Here is an 18414-nt window from a genome sequence, read left to right on the forward strand (position 1 = left end):
TCCGCGCTACGCCGGACGGCGGGCGTGGAGGCGGGTCGCGACCCACGCGCCGAGCAGCGCCACGACCGCCATGGGCAGGAACACGGCGGTGAAGGCGGCCGGGTGCGCACCGTCCGCGCCCGCCGCCATGTGCGCGCCCGCCGCACCGCCGCCGAGCGCCGCGAAGGCCGCGCCGCCCGCGGCCAGCAGGAGGACGTTCGACAGGCCGTCGGAGATCTGGAGGGCGGCGGAGTTGGCGCCCGCCGCCTCGGGTGCCGACAGCTTCAGCAGCAGAACACTGGTCGACGAGATGACCAGGCCCATGCCAAAGCAGCCCCAGCCCCATGCGGCGGCGACGATCCACACCGGCACGGACGCGATCAGCACGCTCGGCGCGGCCGCGATCGCCGCCGCCACGAGCACCATCCCGGCCACCATCAGCCGCTCCCGGTACGGCTCCACGCCCGGCCGGGACTGGACGAACGACCCCAGCGCCCAGGTCGCCCCGCCCACCGCGAGCGACATTCCCGCGAGCGTCGGCGACAGCCCGCGCTGGGTGACCAGCATCAGCGGTACGAAGGACTCGGCCGCGATGAACGATCCGGCGGCCACACCGCGCAGCAGGACCACCGACGGCAGCCCGCGCGCGGAACGCAGCGTCCCGGGCGGCAGCAGGCCGAGCGCGGAGGGCACCAGGAGCGCGGCGCCCGCCATGGCCGGGACCAGCGACAGCGGCCTGAGGTCCTGGCCCGCGTACTGCAGCAGGCCCGCGCCCAGCGAGATCCCGAGCGCCAGCCGGATCCTGCGCCGGTCGAACGCCGCGACCGGCGCCGCCGGGTCCAGCGGCCCGGACGCCCGCTGCCGTATCGCGGGCAGCGCGAGCGCGAGCGGTACGACGACCAGGGCCGGGATGCCGATGAACACCCAGCGCCAGCCGAGCTGTTCGGTGACCGTCCCGGAGGCGAGCGGCCCCACGACGGACGGGACCACCCAGCTCGCGGCGAACGCCGCCATGATCGTCGGCCGCATCCGCTCCGAGTAGGCCCGGCCGACGACGACGTACAACGCGACGATCACCAGCCCGCCGCCCAGCCCCTGGACGGCCCGGCCGCCGATGAACTGCCACATCGAGGTGGCGGCCCCGGACAGCAGCAGCCCGGCCCCGAAGCAGGTGATCCCGGCGGTCAGCGGCCCGAGCGGCCCGCTGCGGTCGGCCCACTGCCCCGACAGCACCATCCCGAACAGACTGGTGGTGAAGTACGCGGAGAAGGCGAACGCGTACAGCGGCACCCCGTCCAGCTCCCGCGCGGCCACGGGCATCGCGGTCCCGACGGCGGTCGCCTCGAACGCGATCAGCAGCACGACGGACACGATCCCGATGCTGAGCGCACGGTGACTGCGCCCGAGGACACCACCTCGGTCATCGAGGTCGGCGTCTCTGCCGGCGGTGTCATCGGTGTCATCGGTGTCGCGTGCGTCGAGGGCGGCCATGCGCCCCAGGGTAAGGGGCATCGTTTCGACTCGCCCCTGTCGCAGGACGGGGCTCGTCCTCATCCCTTGGTCCTAGTCCGCCGCCCCGCCACAGACCGCCGGCGCTCCGCCGCAGACCGCCGGCGCCCCGACCGTGAACGGCGTATGGCAGTCGTATTGCGGCCCCGCCGAAGTCCTTGAGCGCCGCTCGGCCCCGCCCGTAAGTTCGACGCATCGAGAAGCACACGACCGTGTGCCCGAGTGGTTCAGGGGCTCGCCTGCAAAGCGAGTTACGTGGGTTCGAATCCCGCCACGGTCTCCACTGCCTTCAGCAGGCAGAGCGAGTGGGCGGCACCCCGGAGGGTGCCGCCCTTTTGGTCGTCCGTCTCAGTCTCCGTCTCGTCCCCGTCTCAGCTGCGACCACGCGCTGCGGGAATGACGGGAAGCCGGACCGTGACGAGGAGACCGCCGGCGGGGCGGGGGGCGAGGTCGAGGGTCCCGTCGTGGGCGCGGACGATGCTGTGCACGATGGCCAGGCCGAGGCCGACGCCTGCGTGCTCGTCGGTGCGTACGCGTTCCGTTCCGCGCTGGAAGGGTTCGGTGAGGGTCGGGACCAGTTCCGGTGGGAGCCGACGGCCCGTGTTCTCGACCCGCAGCACGCTCGTGTCGCCGTGCGCCTCGGTGTGGACCGTCACGGTGCCGCCGGCGGGGAGGTTGTGGACGACGGCGTTCTGGACGAGGTTCGTCACCATCCGCAGCAGGAGCTCCGCGGAGCCGCTGGTCCGGGCCGCCCCGCCGGTGACGTCGAGCGAGATCCGGCGCTGTTCGGCGAGGGGCAGCAGCGTTTCGGCGGCTTCCTCGGCGATGAGGGAGAGGTCGACGCTCTCGCGGGTGAAGTGTCCGCGCTCGCCGCGGCTGAGCAGCAGCAGGGCCTCGGTGAGGTCGATCGCCCGCGTATTGACAGCGTGCAGGCGTTCGATGAGTTCGCCCCGGTCCCGCGTGGGGTCCTTGCGGGCGACGTCGAGGAGGGTGCGCGAGATCGCCAGCGGGGTGCGCAGTTCGTGGGAGGCGTTCGCGGCGAACCTCTGCTGCTCGGCGACGTGGGACTCGAGTTGTCGGAGCATCGAGTCGAACGCGTCGGAGAGTTCACGGAATTCGTCCTGGCGGCCCTTCATGCGGATCCGGTGGGACAGCGACCCGTTCCCGGCCATCCGTGCCGCATCCGTGATCTGTGTGAGGGGTGCGAGCATCCGGCCGGCGAGGATCCAACCTCCCAGGACGCCGAACACGAGCAGGCAGACCATCGCCACGGCCGCGGCGGGGGCGAAGGTGCGCACCAGGAGGTAGCGGTTGGGCGCGATCCCGAGAAGGCCCCGGGGGTTGTCGGGTACGTAGCGCAGCAGGAACACCCACACCACGGCCAGCAGGAGAGCGCCGGCGACGGCGAGGAACCCGGCATAGCTGAGGGTGAGTTTCATGCGGGCGCTGAGCCCCGGGCGTCTAGGCACGCGTAGAGCCGGGGTCGGTGGTGTCCCTGGCGGGGCCGGTGGTGTCCGTGCCGAGGCCGGTGGTGTCCGTACCGGTGTCGATCCGATAGCCGACGCCGGGCACCGTCGCGATGATCCATGGCTCGCCGAGCCGTTTGCGCAGTGCGGAGACGGTGATGCGCACGGCGTTGGTGAGGGGGTCGGCGTTCACGTCCCAGGCCCGTTCCAGCAGCTCTTCGGCACTGACGACCCCACCCTCGGCGGCGACGAGGACTTCCAGCACGGCGAACTGTTTGCGGGTGAGCGCGACGTAGCGTCCGTCGCGGAAGACCTCCCGGCGGAAGGGGTCGAGCCGCAGGCCCGCGATCTCCCGGACCGGGGGCCGGGCGTACGCGCGTCTGCGGTCGAGCGCCCTCAGCCGCAGGACGAGCTCCCGCAGCTCGAACGGTTTGGTGAGGTAGTCGTCGGCGCCGAGCCCGAACCCGGAAGCCTTGTCGTCGATCCGGTCGGCGGCGGTGAGCATGAGGATCGGCATGCCGCTGCCGGAGGCGACGATGCGCCGGGCGACCTCGTCGCCGGAGGGACCGGGGATGTCGCGGTCGAGGACCGCGAGGTCGTAGGAGTGGACGCTGAGCAGTTCCAGGGCGGAGTCGCCGTCACCGGCGATGTCGGCGGCGATCGCCTCCAGCCGCAGACCGTCACGGACGGCCTCGGCCAGGTAGGGCTCGTCCTCCACGATCAGTACGCGCATGTCCGAAGCCTAAGCAGCACTGCGTATCGCCGACGTATGCGAAGACCTGCACACACCGGACCCGCGACTCAGCCTGCCGGTGCCGGTGCCGGTGCCGGCGCGGGGCGCGGCCGGTCCGACGGCGCATCCGCCGTACTGCGCCACCAGCGGCGCGACGCCAGCGCGGCCAGGACGGCGCCGGCGGCGTTGACCAGTACGTCGTCCACGGAGGACACCCGGTCCAGCCGCAGGACGTACTGTGCGGTTTCGACCAGGACCGAGCAGCCCGCCCCGAGCGCCAGGATCCGCGGCACGGACGCCGCCGCCCGGAAGCGCATCGGGGCGAAGAACCCCAGCGCCGCGAAGACCAGCAGGTTGCCGACGATCCCGAGCGGCCCCATCGTGACCAGGTCCCGCAGCGGCACCAGGCTCAGCCGGGCGGGGACGGTACCGGCCCCGGCGCCCGGCATCATGGTCATCCACACGAACGGCACGGTCCCGTGGACCATGCCCACCTCGGCCAGCGACATCCGCCACGCCCATGTGACGCCGGCGGCACGCCGACGGCGCGCCAGAGCCCACACCACCAGCACGGCCAACGGCAGCGCGACCAGCGTCATGAGCACCACACCGTTGAACGTGTCGAAGCAGCCGTGCCACCGCCCGGCCATGCACCTCGGAGCGGACATCATGAGCGGCCGCCGCACGACGAACACGGCGCTCGCCAAGCCGAGGATCGCCAGGCCGAGGATCACGATCCTGCGCGTACGGCGGGGCGGCGCCGACGGGGACGCGTAGTGGTTCATGCCCTCATTGGAGACGGAGGCCCGTTGCGGTGGCGTATGCGATTTTCGATACACCCGCGATACACGGAGCCTCCGGCGGGCCTTCTCCACGGCCGGGTCGTCGTAGCCGGACATGCGCCGGCTCAGCGGGGCTCTTCCTGCTGCAGAACGGGACCGTGACGGCGGTGTCGGGCTGCGTCGCGTAGAGCTTAGTGGTAGCGGGGCCAGTTCGCCTCGGCGACCTGTGGAGCAGTCTTCGGAAGGTTGGTGTCGTTGGTGCAACCCGCCTGGCCCGCGACCTTGTGGGCGACCTCCAGGACCATGTCGAGGCCCACTTGGCGGGCCTGCTTCGCGGTGAGACGAGCGGAGTCCATCGGGTACGCCAGGACGTCCACCCTTACGTACTTGTCGTTCCGGATGTGTTCCGGAGCGTCCTTCGGCTGATCCACATCGCACCGGAAGTAGAGCCGGTTCGTGGCCCGCAGGTAGTAGGCGTGCACCCCAGCGTCGAACGTCTTCGCCTTGTCACCGCGGAGGGCGCCGGCAGCCTGGAAGTCGTTCGCCTTGGGAGGATCGCTGTCCCAACTGAGGTTCAGCGACAGCACTGTGTCCACCCCGCCGTCGCCCTGAGCCTCGTAACCGCAGTGGCTCGGCCAGTGATCCTTGATCACCTCGTAAGAGGACTTCCTGGGGATCAACTCCTTGCCCGGCCCGAGCAGCTTCTGCAACGACTCCCGGCTCGGCGTACCGTCCCAACACGGCTTCGCGGGTGCGCTCAGCGGCTTGGCCTCATTCTCGCCGCCGCCCGCCCAGAGCCACACTCCTACACCCGCGGCCGCGAGAACCAATGCCCCGACGAGAACAAGGATCTTGCTCCATGCGGATTTCATCGTCGCCATGCTCTACTCCGGAGGTTTGCGCTGGTAGAAGTCTTTCGCTTCTCTGTGCATCTGTTCGCCGTGGTCGTAGCCCGCCTCGGTCTGAGTGTGCACAGTCCCGCGCAGATCCCTATCGTTGACACCTGCCGGGCTACCGGCCACGGACAGGCCGTTGAGCGCCTGCTCGGTGGCGTTCCGCCGGCTGTCGAACGACGACTTGCCGGCGTCGTCCGCCGTCTGGGCCGCGGTGTTGCGCTCCGCCCCCTCGACCACCTCGCCGACCACCATCTCGGTGACGCCGTTGATGATCTCCCCCGCCACGGGAACCCGCTCGGTGGCCAGGCCGACCGTCGAGCCGAAGACCGAGTTGAACATGTCGGCACGCTTCTGCAGCTGTTCGTTGTAGTCCTTGTCGCTCAACTGCCCGGCAGTGACGATCTCGTCGTGCCGCGCGCCGCCCAGGATGCCTTCGACGGTTCCCGTGCCGTAGGCGACGTTCTGCAGGTTCACGGCCGGCGTGCCGGAGAACCTGTCCGGGTGCTTCACGACGTCGTTCATCAATGTCGCCGAATAGTTCTCCGCCCCGAGGGTCGCCTCTGCGTACGACTCCGGGTTCCGGCCCAGCACGTCCAGGAACTCGACGGTCGCCATGGCGTCGAAATTCTGCGGATGCCCGTACAGGTCCGCGAAGGTATCGCCCTGCCGCAGCGTGTTGTTGATCTCCGGCATGTACTCGCCCGCCATGCGCCCCATGCTGTCGGCCATCTTGTCGTCCATCAGCTTGGGGTCCCCCGCCAGCGAGTTGACCACCTTCTCCATGATGGCCAGGCGCTCCGGCGTGTGCTCCGGGTGCGGGGAGACCGGTCCGTGGTCGAACGGCATGCCCGTCGTCGCCGCCTCCAGCGCGTGCCCGAGCGCGTCCTTGCCGAACACCTTGTCCTCGCCCGCGGTCATCGGTGAGGTCGCGTCGGGGATCCAGGTGCGGGCGCCCTCGCCCTTGCCGTCGGAGCCCATGCCCATCAGGTAGTCGAGGTTGGTCATGCGCTCGCCGGGGCCCGCGACGTTCGCCTGCAGGAAGGCGGTGGAGGCGTCGGGGTTGCGGCCGTACGCCTCCAGGAGGCCCGTGAGCGGATCCCAGCCGCCTCCGCCGGTCGCGTCGGCGTTGAGGCCGAAGCCCTCCATGCCCGCGTAGCTGCCGTCCGGGCGGGACCAGGCGCCGCCGTCCATCTCCCGCTCGTACGCGATCATGTCGTTGCCGACCTTGTCGAGAAAGTCCTTCTCGTACGTGCCGTGGCGCAGCAGGGTGCCGAGGACCTGGTAGCCCTTGGGCTCGATGCGGTTGCCCAGCATCTCCAGGTCGAGGTTGCTGCGCCCCAGCTTCATCAGCTCCTGGGTGTACTCGTCGCCGAGCTTCGGCTGCGCGGTGGCGAGGGCGACGCCCATGCTGTCCTGGATGCTGCGCGCGAGCTGGAGCTGTGTGCCGCCCTCGGCGGTGCCGTCGAGGGAGATCTGAGCCTGGAACCTGAGGGCGCCCTCGGGGCCGAGGTCGCGGTAGAGCTTGGTGGCGAAGGGCTGGTCGTCGGCGTTGTACCTGAGGATCGTGCGGAGCTCCTTGAGCTCCTCCTCCGACAGTTCCTTGCCCTCCTTGTAGAGCTTCAGGCTCTTCTGGGCGAGTTCGGCGGCGCGCTCCTCCTGGGCCGCGTCGAGCGAGTCGTAGTTCGTGTGCCCGAAGTTGTTCGGGTCGTTGCCGTGCGACTTGCCGAGCGCCCGCGACACGGAGGCGTCGATCTCCGTCGCGTGCCCGATCAGCCCGGTCACGCGGTCGGCCAGGGCCTGGGCCGCGCCCTTCTCTGCGTCAGTGCGGTCGCCGGAGTCGCCCCGTACGCGCGGGAAGAACCAGCGGACGGCTCCGCCGCCGATGTCCTCGATCCGGCAGCCGAGATTGGCCGCGTCCGTGCCGACCGCGGTCTGCACCTTCTTCTGGATGCCGACGAGTTCGGTGTGGGCGTCCTCAAGAAGCTGGTACGTCGTCTGGGCCTGCGCCTGCGCGTCGGCGAACTCCTTCTTCGTCTTGCGGACGAAGTCACGGGTCACCGTGGCGTTGTCACCGCGCCAGCGCGCACGCTCCGACTTGGCGTACATGCCGCTGTCTGCGCTGCTCGCCAGCTTCTTGAGGTTGTCGGCGGCCTTCTTCCAGTCCGCGACGGCCGTGCCCAGCTTGCCGAGATCGACCTCGACGAGGTCTGTGAGAGTGAGGCTGCCCACCGCTGTACCCCTGTTCCGCCCGTTTCCCCGCGTTTACTTGAAGTACTCGTTGATCTTCGACCAGGACTCCGCGCTGCCGTCCCGGTGCCGCAGCGAAGCGGCGATCTGCGCGTCGTCGTTCGCGTGCTGCGCCTTGCTGTAGTCGAGGTGGTTGGAGATGTGCGCGCAGGCCTGCAGCAGGGTCTTCAGGGAGGTGTCCCACACGCTCAAGGCGGTTCCGAGGGCCGGGCCCAGGGCGAAGTGGTTCCGTGAGAGCTCCGAAGAGGCCTGCATCGTCGACCCCGCCCCGCTCTTGTCCGCCCCCATCCCGGCGAGGTCCGCCCCTTTGCTCAGCTCGCCGTGCAGAATGAACGCCTCGTGCCCGACGGCTCCCAGGTCGTCCTGGTTCACGACGAGCCCGCCCGGACCAGAACCGCCCGTACCGGAACCGCCGGTGCCAGAACCGCCCGGATCCGCGGGCACCTGATTGAGCTGCATGCCGGTCGGCTGTCTCTCGCCCGCCGCGCTCTTGAGCTGCTCCCACTCGTCCCAGGCCATGAAGGTTCCTTCCCCCGTGTGTCCCGTCGTCCGGGCACACTGCGATCGAACCTAGTGAACGGCTTCACACACTCGCAAGAGCTATCGGTGATGTCACGTTCACCTGGCCGCTCCCAGCACGGTCGACACGGGTCGACGATCCCAACTCCCGTTCACCGTCCCGGAGTTCAGGCGGAGGAGGCCACCGCCGCCTGGGGCCGGATCGGGAGGCGGTTGACCGGGCGGCCCGTTGCCGCGCGGACCGCGGAGGCGACGGCGGCCGGGGAGGTGACGACCGGGACCGCGCTGGCGGCCTTGGCGCCGAAGGGGGCCACCACGTCACGTTCCTCGATGAGCTTGACGATGCGGACGTCCGGGGCGTCGAGGGCCGTCGGCAGGGCGTAGCCCGTGAGGTCGGGGTGGCGGACGAGGCCGCGGGCGGTGCGGAGGTTCTCGGTGAGGGCGGCGCCGACGCCCTGGGTGACGCCCGCTTCGATGCGGGTGGCGAGCTGGGCGGGGTTGAGGACGCGGCCGACGTCCTGGGCCACGGCCATCTCGACGACGCGTACGGAGCCGAGTTCGATGTCGACGTCGACGACCGCGCGGATCGCGCAGAAGGCGAGGCCGACGAAGGCGTCGCCCTGGCCGTGGTCGTCGAGGGGCTCGGTGGGGTGGGGGCGGCACTGGGCGGTGGCCCAGAGTTCCTTGCCGTCCATGGCCTCGGTGACCGTCGTGGAGAGGACGCCGTCGTACGACGTGATCTTGCCGTCGGTGATCTGGAGCAGTTCGGTGGACATGCCGAACTTGTGGGCCAGGGGCTGCAGGAGCTGGGTGCGGACCATCTTGGCCGCGCGCTCGACCGCGCCGCCGGAGACCCAGGTGTGCCGGCCGTGGGCGGCCGGGCCGGCCGGGGGCTGGTCGGTGTCGACGGAGGCGACGTGGACCTCGTCGATGCCGAGGGTCTCCTGCACGATCTGGCGGGCCAGGGTGGCGAAGCCCTGTCCGGTCTCGACGGCCGCGCAGATGACCGTGGCGATGCCGTCCTGGACCTTCACGGTGGCCGTGGAGACCTCGTCGGCGCCTTCCGCGCCGAGCATGTGGACCATGCCGAGGGCGTAGCCGACGCCGCGCCGCACCGCGCCGGGCTCGCCGGCGCCCTCGGGTCCGCCGGGCAGCAGCCAGGCCTCCTCGGGGGTGTCCATCGGCAGCGTGGGCAGCGGGAAGTCGCGGACGGCCTGGAGGAGTTCGGCGACCGGGGCGGGGCAGGTCACGGTCTGGCCGGTGGGGAGGATGTCGCCGGTCGCGAGGACGTTGCGGAGACGGATCTCCGTGGGGTCCAGACCCAGTTTCGCGGCCAGCTTGTCCATCTGGGCCTCGTACGCCGCGCACACCTGCAGCGCCCCCTCTCCGCGCACATGGCCGGAGGGCGGGTTGTTGGTGCGGACGGCCCAGCCCTCGATGAAGGCGTGGGGGACGACGTACGGGCCGCAGGCGAAGGCGACGGCGGCGGCGAGGGACTCTGAGGAGGCGTCGGCGTACGCGCCCGCGTCCAGCAGGATCTGCGCCTCCACCTTGACCAGCTTGCCCTCGGCGTCCGCGTGGTGGCGGTAGCGCAGCAGGGTGGGGTGGCGGTGGGCGTGGCCGAGGAAGGACTCCTCGCGGGTGGCGGCGAGCTTGACCGGGCAGCCGGTCTTCAGGGCCAGCAGGCCGAGCGGGATCTGGAAGCCCGGGTCCTCGCGGTCGCCGGTCGCGCCGGGGACGCCGGTGACGACGACCTTGACGCGTTCCTGGTCCAGGCCGAAGCAGGCGGCGGCCAGGTCGCGGTCGGTGTGCGGGTCGGTGGAGGCGGTGTAGAGCTCGACGCCGCCGTCGGGGCGCGGCACGGCGAGGCCGGCCTCGGCGCCGATGGGCGCCGGGTCCTGGCGGCCGATGCGGTAGAGCCCCTCGACGACGGTCTCTCCGCTCGCCTCCGGGTCGCCGAAGCTCAGCGGGATGTGGCGGATCAGATTGCCGTCGGGGTGGAGCGGCTCGGCGGCGAAGGCCTTCTCGGGGTCGGTGACCGGTTCGAGGACCTCGTACTCGACCGAGATCGCCGCCGCGGCGAGCCGGGCCGTGTCCGGGTGGTCCGCGGCGACCGCCGCGATGGCCTCCCCGTGGTGGCGCACGACGTCGGAGGCGAAGACGGGGCGGTCGGCGATCCGGCGCCCGTAGGCGGCGTCGCCCGGCACGTCGGCGTGGGTGATGACGGCCCGTACGCCGGGCATCTCGGCCGCGGCGGAGGTGTCGATCGCCGTGATACGGGCATGAGGGTGCGGGGAGCGCAGGATCGCCGCCCACAGCAGCCCCTCGGCCCAGAGGTCCGAGGCGTACGGGAAGGTGCCCTCGGTCTTGGCGCGGGCGTCGGCCGGGGGAAGGGATGCACCGAGGCCGTGAGCGGGCAGTTCCTGCTGGGGACCGTCGACCGCCGGGGCCGCGATGGCCGCGTCGTTGCTCACACCATGCCTCCGTCGTGCGGGTGGGGCTGCACACTACCGGCGCCGGGGGGTGCCTGGTGAGGGATGCGGGCCCCTTCATGGATCCCCTCGTGGGTCCCGTCATGGGCACCGTCGCGGTTCCCCCCGCGGGCCTCTTCGACGGCCTCGGCCGCCGCCGCGGCGCTCGCCTCGCGCTCGGCGACGACCTCATTCACGGCGTCGATGACGCCGCGGTAGCCGGAGCAGCGGCAGAGGTTCCCGCAGAGCGCCTGACGGGTCTCGAGCTCCGTCGGGGCGTGGTTGCCCGCCAGCAGATCGTGGACGGTCATGGCCATGCCGGGGATGCAGAAGCCGCACTGGACGGCTCCGCACTTGGCGAGGGCGCGCTGGACGTCGGACGGTTCGCCGTCGGCGGCCAGGCCCTCGACCGTACGGACCTCGGAGCCGGCCGCCGTGGCCGCGGGCACCAGGCAGGAGGCCACGAGCCGGCCGTCGACCTGGACGTTGCACGCGCCGCACTCGCCCTGCGAGCAGCCGTCCTTGGCGCCGGCGAGGCCGAGGCGCTCGCGCAGCACGTACAGGAGCGATTCGCCGATCCAGGCGTCCGTGACGGGGCGGTCGGCGCCGTTCACGCGCAGGATGTACGAGCTGTGGGGGTGTTCGTCGCTCTGGGCCCCGGAGGGTTCGGCGGAGGTGTCCGCGCCTTCGTCGGCCACCGCGCCCGCGTCGGGCACCACGGCTTCCGCGGACACCGACTCCACCGACTCCGCGTGCTCCACGGGATCGGTCGGCCGGGTGGCCTCAGAGGTGTCGGGCCTGGGCTCCCCGGAGCGGGCGTCGGGTACGGCCGGCTCGCCCTGCTGCTCGGGAGCGGGTACGGCGTCACCTCCGACAGGCCGCTGCGTCGCCCAGGGCGCGGGCGCACCGCCGGGCAGGGTCGCCGGGTACGACACCTCGGGCACCGGCTCGGGCAGCGGAGTACCGGCGGCGGGCGTGCCGTCCGGGGTCGTGGCCCAGGGGGCCGCCGCGCCGCCCGGCAGGGTGGCCGGCGGGGTGCCGCCGCCCCACTGGGACGCGAGGGCGGACGTGGTGAACTCGCCCGATTCCTCCGGGATGTCCCCTTGGGCGACCGGAATCGTCCACTGCCCCGTGAGGTCGCTCCCCGCTTCCGGGGACGGTTCCGCGGGGCCCGCCGACGGGTCCACGGCTTCCGGGAACGTCCACTGGCCCGTGGCCCGCGGATCGTGGGCTCGGGGATCGTGGGCTCGGGGATCGTGGGCTCGGGGATCGTGGGCTCGGGGATCGTGGGCTCGGGGATCGTGAACGCGCGGGTCGTGGGAGGCCTGCGGCGCCCCCTGCTGCGACACGGTCCAGGCGCCCGTCGCCGCCGGATCGGCCGCCGCCTCGGGCGTCACGGGCGGGATCTGCGGCGGCACGTACCCGTGCCCGGGGGCGGCGAGCGGAATGTCCATCTCGGCCTCGGGCGGCAGCTGGACGAACGCCGTGGCCTCGGCGTCGTACTCGCCGCCCTGCGGGATCGGCTGCCAGCCGCCGCCGTGCGGGGCGCGGTTGCGCGACGTGTTCTCTTCGGAGCTCATGACAGCGCCCTCCCCAGTGCTCGTCGGGCCAGCGCGGCGACCACCCGCCGCAGATGCAGGACGGCCGGCGGCAGCTGCTCCTCGCCCTGCGGGTCCGGGATGCAGGCGGCCGCCACGTACTCGCCGAACGCCGCCAGCGCCTCCGGGGCGAGCCCGCGCTCACCGTCCCAGTCGATCAGCGAGGCGATCCAGCGCTCCGCCTCCAGCGGGCGCAGCGGCATGGGGGCGATCGCGCCGACCGCGCAACGCACGCCGCGCCGCGCCGGGTCGAGGACGACGGCGACCGCAGCCGTGGCCCGGCCGGGGCCGGTGCGCCCGGTGGCCTTGAGGAACACCTGCGGGGCGTGCAGCAGCGGTACGCGGACGAAGCCGATCAGCTCGGCGGGGCCGAGCATCTCGCGGCCGGCGAGCAGATGGGAGACGGGGATCTCCCTCGTCGCGCCGCCGGGTCCCGCGATCACCAGGTCCGCCTCCAGGGCGGCCAGTACGGGCAGGGTGTCTCCGGTGGGGGCGGCGGTGACGATGTTGCCGCCGAGCGTGCCGGCGTTACGGATCTGCGGGGGCCCGGCGGCGCGCGCGGACGCGGCGAGCGCGGGGATGAGCGCGGCGAAGTCGGGACGGCCCATCCGGGCGTGGGTGAGGCCGGCGCCGAGGAGCGCGTGCCCGTCCTGGTACTGCCAGCCGCGGATCTCGCTGATACGGCCGAGTCCGACGAGGCCCGCGGGCCGCAGTCGGCCCTTGTTGACGGCCGCCATCAGGTCCGTACCACCGGCGACCGGCACGGCGGCGGGCATGGCGGTGAGCGCCGCCACGGCCTCGTCGAGCGAGGCCGGCAGCGTCACGGACTGCGCCGTCTGCGGTGCGTGCGTGGTCAACCCAGCTGCCCCTTCCCGGTGTCCCGGCTGTCCGCCTGTGTTGCCGTACCGTACGTGCTCACAGCCCGGACGTGGCAACTCTGGCACATCTTCCGAGCGGTCCGACGCGAGGGTCCGCGAAGGACGCATCCGCCCCGGACCTCCCCGGGCAAGAGAAATGCCCGTTTTGATACGGCATTGCCGTCACATGCGGATTGCCGGTTCAAGGCATTCCTTGTACGACTTTTTCCCCGTGGCCCACCACGGTCCCAGGGACTCGCACACGGGACACCCCGTTGAGGCAGGGCTCACACGTTTGGGGGCGCCCCCTCGATCTGGCGTCCGAGCACACCCGGTCGCTTCTGCCACGGCAACGGGCCGCCGGGCGGCCGGTAGCCGACACCGAGCGCGTCAAGGCGCCGGTAGTGGGCGGACATTCGCCGCTCGAAGTCCGCGACGTCACGGTCGGCGGGCGCGGGCAGCGCGGACCAGGCGACCTCGGCGAAGGCGGCGAGACGCGGGAAGGTCTGGTAGTCGACGCGGGAGCGGTCCTGCATCACCTCGGTCCAGACATTGGCCTGGGTGCCGAGGACGTGCGCGGCCTCGGGAGTGCCGGCCAGCTCCGGCGGAACGGGTTCGAAGCGGTAGACGTCCTCCAGGGTGCGCACGTACCCGATGGGCATGGGCTCGTCCTCGCCGGGCGCCTGGCGGTGGTCGAGATAGACCTGCTGCTCGGGGCACATGACGACGTCGTGCCCCGCGCGGGCGGCGGCGATCCCGCCGGCGTAGCCGCGCCAGGACGACACCGCCGCGCCGTCGGCGAGACCGCCTTCGAGGATCTCGTCCCAGCCGATGAGGCGGCGGCCGCGGGCACTCAGCCAGCTGTCGAAGTGGCGGATGAACCAGGACTGCAGCTCGTCCTCGTCGGCGAGGCCCAGTTCCTCGATGCGGGCCTGGGCGGTGGGCGAGACCTTCCACTGGTCCTTGAGGCACTCGTCGCCGCCGATGTGGACGAAGGGCGAGACGGTGGCGGGGAAGAGGTCGAGGATCTCCTCGAAGACCCCTTCGTAGAAGCGGAGGACGGCGTCGGTGGGGGCGAGGACGTTCGGGTTGATGCCCCAGTCGTCCCAGACGGAAAGGGCGGTCGTGTCGACGACGTCGGTGTTGCCCAGTTCCGGATACGCGGCGATGGCGGCCTGCGAGTGGCCGGGGATGTCGATCTCCGGGACGACGGAGATGTGCCGCTCGGCGGCGTAGGCGACGATTTCGCGGATGTCGTCCTGCGTGTAGTAACCGCCGTGCGGATTCTCGTCCCAGCGGTCCGACGCCCGGTGCCCCCATCTCGTACGCGAACGCCAGGCGCCGACCTCGGTGAGGCGGGGAGAGCGCTTGATCTCGACGCGCCAGCCCTGGTCGTCGGTCAGGTGGAAGTGGAACACGTTGAGTTTGTGGGCGGCCAGGAGATCGAGGTAGCGCAGGACGTCGTCCTTGGGGAGGAAGTGCCGGGCGACGTCGAGCATGAGACCGCGCCAGCGGAAGCGGGGCGCGTCCTCGACGAACGTTCCGGGCACGACCCAGCGCCGGCCGGCGGCGACCGGGGCGCGGCGGAAGGCGTCCGGGCCGAGCAGCTGCCGCAGCGTCTGAACGCCCCGGAAGACCCCGGCGGCTCCCCCGCCGTGCACGGTGACGCCGTTGCCGTCGACGCCCAGCCGGTAGCCCTCGGGGCCCAGGTGACCGGCCTCGTCCGGTTGGACACGCAGCCGAATCGTCGTGCCGTCCTCGCCGGACCCGGCCTCCAGCGGCAGTCCGGTGGCGGCGCCGAGAGTGCCGCGCAGCCAGCGCGCGGCCCCCTCCGTCCCGGGGCCGGCGTCCACGACGGTCGCCCCGTCGAGAACGAAGTCGCCCGCCTCCGGTACGGAACGCACGGTGTTCGGAGCGGGGATCAGTTCATCGAAGGTCATGACGTCAGTCCTTCACCGCTCCGCCCAGCCCGGAAACCAGACGTCGCTGTACGAGGACGAAGAAGACGAGTACCGGAATCGTCATCACGGTCGACGCCGCCATGATCCCGCCCCAGTCGTTCTCGTCCGGTTTGAAGAACACCAGCAGTGCCATCGGCAGCGTGGACTGCGAGGTGTCGCTGATGATGAAGGACTTCGCGAACAGGAAGTCGTTCCAGGTCGAGATGAACGAGAAGACGCTCGTCGCCACGAGGCCCGGGAACACCAGCGGGAACAGGATCTGCCACAGGAAGCGGGTCCGGCTCGCACCGTCGATGCAGGCGGCCTCCTCCAGTGCCTCCGGGACCGCCTTGACGAATCCCCGCAGCATCCAGATCGCGAACGGCAGCGAGAAGGCGATGTGCGGAAGGATCAGCGCCCCGAGGGTGTTGAGCTGACCGAAGTCCCGCATCAGGAAGAACAGCGGGATGGTGAGCGCCTCGATCGGCACCATCTGTGCGACGAGGAACATGATCAGCAGGGTGGTACGGAACCGGAAGCGGAACCGGGTCACGGCGGTCGCCGCGAGAAACGCGATCAGCGCGGAGGCGATCACGACGGCACCCGCCACGAAGAGGCTGTTGAGGAAGTACCGGCCGAATTCCTGCTGTTCGAAGACGCGGCGGAAGGAGTCGAGGGACGGGGAGAGGGTCCAGGGGCGTGCCTCGGTGGACTGGATCTCACCTGCGGGTTTGAAGGCGGAGAGGACCATCCAGTAGAGCGGGAAGGCCACTACGGCGGCCACGACCAGGGCGGTCGCCTCGGCCGCGAGCCGCCATGGCCTGCGGATGCGGACGCGGATACGCGTGGAGAGCGCGCTCACAGTTCCTCCCCCTGGCGGCGCAGCAACCGCAGATAGACCAGCGTGACCGCGAGCAGGATCAGCAGCATCACGACGCCGATCGCCGAGCCGAGGCTGTACTGCGAGGACGCGAAGGCCTTTTGGTAGGCGTAGACGTTGAGGACGAGATTCTGGCCGGCGATTCCGCCGCCGTTCGTCATGACGTAGATCTGGGTGAAGACCTTGAAGTCCCAGATGATGGACTGGATGGTCACCACGACGAGGATCGGCCGGAGCATCGGCGCCATGACGGAGCGCCAGATCCGCCACTGCGAGGCGCCGTCGAGCGAGGCCGCTTCGAGTACCTCGCCCGGGATGGCCTTGATGCCGGCGTAGACGGTCACCATCACGAACGGGAACGAGCACCAGACGACCTCGAACAGGACGAGGGCGAAGGCGCTGTAGCGGCCGTACGTCCAGGAGAGGTCGCCGAGCCCGAGGACCTTGTTGACCGGGCCGAAGTCCGGGTCGAAGAGGAAGACCCAGACCGTCGAACCGGTGACGGCGGGCGTCGCCCAGGCACCGAGCGCGGCGAGCATCAGCGCGAGCCGCGGCACGGCGCGGATCCGGGTGAGCAGTACGGCGAGGGCACACCCGACGGCGAGGGTGGCGACGACGCAGGCCGCGGCGAAGACGACGGTGGCGAGGAGGACCTGCCAGAACTGTCCGTCGCGGAACAGGGCTCTGTAGTTGCCCAGGCCCTGGAAGGAGGTGGGCTCGCCGCCGCTGACCTGTGCCTGGGTGTACTCCAGGAACGAGATGAGCCCGAGCTGGTAGATCGGGTAGACGAGCAGCCCGCCCAGCACGACGAGCGCGGGCGCGAGATAGATCCACGGGGTCGGGCCCCCCTGGCGCCCCGGTGCCCCCGGCCGCCGGGCACCGCGGGCGGAGCGGGGGCCGGGGGGTGCGGACTCCGGCCGCTCCTTCGTCCCGCCGGGGACGACCGACGCCTCGCCGGCCGAGCTCGCGGACGCGGGAGAGCCGGGTGGGGCGGGCTCCGGCCGCGGGGCCGACGTCTCGTCGGCCGGGCTCGTGGACGGTCCGGCGGGCGTTGCCGGTTCCGGCCGTGGGCCGGGCACGGCCCCGCTGTGCGGGCCGGCGGGCACGCCCCCCGGCGTACGGTTCGTCATTCGCTCAGCCCGCGGACGCGAACGCCGCGTCCATCTTCTTCGCCGCGTCGTCCGAGGCCGATGCCACGTTCTTCTTGCCGCTGACGATCTCCTGGAACATCGTCGGCAGGACCAGCGACGCGTCGATCTGGCCCCAGCCGGGAGAGGCCGGGACGAACTTGGTGTCGCCGGCGAGCGTGTCGATGAACGGCTTCACGAAGGGCTCCTTCGTCGCCGCCTGTGCCCGGACGTCCGTGTACGTCGGGAGGAAGCCCATCGCGTCGAAGAGCTTGCCCTGCGTCTCCTTGCCGGTGAGGGACTTCATCAGCTCGACCGCCAGCGTGCGGTGCGAACTGCTCTTGAGCACGCCGATGTTGTTGCCGCCCGCGAAGGCCGGGGCGATGGACCCGGCGGTGACGCCCGGCAGCGGGACGACCGCGTACTTGCCCTTCACCGTGCCCGCCTCGACCGCCGCGTGGCTGAAGTCGCCGCCGATCGCCATCGCCGCCTTCCCGGAGGCGAAGGCCGTCACCGTCGCGTTGCCGCCCATCGACGCGCACTTCGCGGCCGGGCAGTTGTCGTCGCCGAAGAGCGAGGTGTAGGACTCGATGCCCTTGCGCGCCGCCGGGCTGTTGACGGCCGCCTTGTACGTGCCGCCGCTCTCCGTCGCCAGTTCGCCGCCGTTCGCCCAGAGGAAGGGCATCGCGCCGTACGTGTACGCCCCGCCGACGGCGATCCCGTACAGCTCCGGCTTCGCCTTGTGGACCTTCTTCGCGGTGGAGAGGAGTTCCGCCTGGGTCTTGGGGGGCTGGATGCCGAGGTCCTTGAAGACGTCGGTGCGGTAGTACAGGGCGCGGACACCGACGAAGAGCGGGGCGCCGTACACCTTTCCGTCCACCGTGACCGACTGCTTCGCGGTCGGGTCGGTGTCCTTCGCCTCCGCCCAGGCGCCGAACTCCTCGCTGATGTCGGCGAGGCCGCCGTCCTTGACGTACCCGGCGGTGTCCGTGTTGCCGTACTCGATCAGATCGGGCGCGCTCGCGGGGTCGTTGAACGCCGCCTTGATCCGCTGGGCGCGGGTGTCGACGGGGATGTACTCGACCTCGACCTTCGCGTCCTTGTGCGTGGCGCGGAAGGAGGCGACCGCCGCGTCGACGACCTGCTCCTTCGGCTTGTTGCTGACCTCCTGGAAGAGCCAGACACGCAGCGTGCCGCTCTTCTCGTCGGTCTTGGCGCTGTTGTCGGAGGTCTGCGGGGCGCACGCGGTGGCGGTGAGGCCGGCCAGGGCAAGTGCGGTGACCGGGGCGGCTATTCGGGCAGGAAGCTTCACAGTGGGGTCCCCTCCGACAGCGTTGCAACATACGCAACGTTCGTTTCGTACTGCACAACAGGCAGGAGGTTAGGGCGACCCCAACAGCCCGACAAGAG

At 71.3% G+C, this 18414-nt stretch carries 14 protein-coding genes and 1 tRNA gene; 1 reads left to right on the plus strand and 14 read right to left on the minus strand.

What is annotated here, in order from left to right:
- Positions 1 to 6: 6 nt before the first annotated feature.
- Complete coding sequence (locus OG766_RS13160) at positions 7 to 1470, minus strand: MFS transporter (protein ID WP_266373765.1); 1464 nt, start codon at positions 1468 to 1470, stop codon at positions 7 to 9.
- 226 nt (positions 1471 to 1696) lie between these two features.
- On the opposite strand from OG766_RS13160, the gene OG766_RS13165 reads away from it, so the two are divergent.
- A tRNA-Cys gene (locus OG766_RS13165) sits at positions 1697 to 1771 on the plus strand.
- Positions 1772 to 1859: 88 nt separating this feature from the next.
- Here OG766_RS13165 and OG766_RS13170 read toward each other — a convergent pair.
- From OG766_RS13170 to OG766_RS13230, 13 genes are all read right to left on the minus strand, one after another.
- Positions 1860 to 2957 carry a sensor histidine kinase gene (locus OG766_RS13170; protein ID WP_328725389.1) on the minus strand — a complete coding sequence of 366 codons (1098 nt, stop codon included), beginning with the start codon at positions 2955 to 2957 and terminating at the stop codon, positions 1860 to 1862.
- Positions 2950 to 3687, minus strand: coding sequence for a response regulator transcription factor (locus OG766_RS13175; protein ID WP_328725390.1), 738 nt, complete (start codon positions 3685 to 3687; stop codon positions 2950 to 2952). Before OG766_RS13175 ends, OG766_RS13170 begins: the two co-directional genes overlap by 8 nt.
- Before the next feature lie 68 nt (positions 3688 to 3755).
- Positions 3756 to 4472 (minus strand): VanZ family protein, encoded by a 717-nt coding sequence (locus tag OG766_RS13180; protein ID WP_328725391.1) that lies wholly within the window; start codon positions 4470 to 4472, stop codon positions 3756 to 3758.
- Positions 4473 to 4660: 188 nt separating this feature from the next.
- Positions 4661 to 5350, minus strand: a complete 690-nt coding sequence (locus OG766_RS13185; protein ID WP_328725392.1) for a hypothetical protein — start codon at positions 5348 to 5350, stop codon at positions 4661 to 4663.
- A gap of 3 nt (positions 5351 to 5353) precedes the next feature.
- Entirely contained in the window at positions 5354 to 7594 is a 2241-nt protein-coding gene (locus tag OG766_RS13190; protein WP_328725393.1) for a DUF6571 family protein, read from the minus strand.
- A 33-nt stretch (positions 7595 to 7627) separates the two neighbouring features.
- The gene (locus tag OG766_RS13195) at positions 7628 to 8131 is read right to left on the minus strand and encodes a hypothetical protein (RefSeq protein ID WP_328725394.1); all 504 of its coding nucleotides are present in this window, start codon (positions 8129 to 8131) and stop codon (positions 7628 to 7630) included.
- A 167-nt stretch (positions 8132 to 8298) separates the two neighbouring features.
- Positions 8299 to 10605, minus strand: a complete 2307-nt coding sequence (locus OG766_RS13200) for a xanthine dehydrogenase family protein molybdopterin-binding subunit (protein ID WP_266373756.1) — start codon at positions 10603 to 10605, stop codon at positions 8299 to 8301.
- On the minus strand, positions 10602 to 12182 hold the full coding sequence (locus OG766_RS13205) for a 2Fe-2S iron-sulfur cluster-binding protein (protein ID WP_328725395.1): 1581 nt from the start codon (positions 12180 to 12182) through the stop codon (positions 10602 to 10604). The genes OG766_RS13200 and OG766_RS13205 overlap by 4 nt, the downstream gene beginning before the upstream one ends.
- Positions 12179 to 13057 carry an FAD binding domain-containing protein gene (locus tag OG766_RS13210; RefSeq protein WP_266373754.1) on the minus strand — a complete coding sequence of 293 codons (879 nt, stop codon included), beginning with the start codon at positions 13055 to 13057 and terminating at the stop codon, positions 12179 to 12181. Before OG766_RS13210 ends, OG766_RS13205 begins: the two co-directional genes overlap by 4 nt.
- Before the next feature lie 287 nt (positions 13058 to 13344).
- Positions 13345 to 14997 carry a beta-N-acetylhexosaminidase gene (locus OG766_RS13215; protein ID WP_328725396.1) on the minus strand — a complete coding sequence of 551 codons (1653 nt, stop codon included), beginning with the start codon at positions 14995 to 14997 and terminating at the stop codon, positions 13345 to 13347.
- Positions 14998 to 15001: 4 nt separating this feature from the next.
- A complete protein-coding gene (locus OG766_RS13220) occupies positions 15002 to 15859 on the minus strand; it encodes a carbohydrate ABC transporter permease (protein ID WP_266373751.1) in 858 nt (285 codons plus the stop codon).
- Positions 15856 to 17007, minus strand: a complete 1152-nt coding sequence (locus OG766_RS13225) for a carbohydrate ABC transporter permease (RefSeq protein WP_266373750.1) — start codon at positions 17005 to 17007, stop codon at positions 15856 to 15858. The genes OG766_RS13220 and OG766_RS13225 overlap by 4 nt, the downstream gene beginning before the upstream one ends.
- 4 nt (positions 17008 to 17011) lie before the next feature.
- On the minus strand, positions 17012 to 18316 hold the full coding sequence (locus OG766_RS13230; RefSeq protein ID WP_266373749.1) for an extracellular solute-binding protein: 1305 nt from the start codon (positions 18314 to 18316) through the stop codon (positions 17012 to 17014).
- Between the last annotated feature and the right edge of the window lie 98 nt (positions 18317 to 18414).

This window comes from Streptomyces sp. NBC_00259, assembly GCF_036181745.1.
In the GTDB taxonomy this organism is placed as follows: Bacteria; Actinomycetota; Actinomycetes; order Streptomycetales; family Streptomycetaceae; genus Streptomyces; species Streptomyces pratisoli.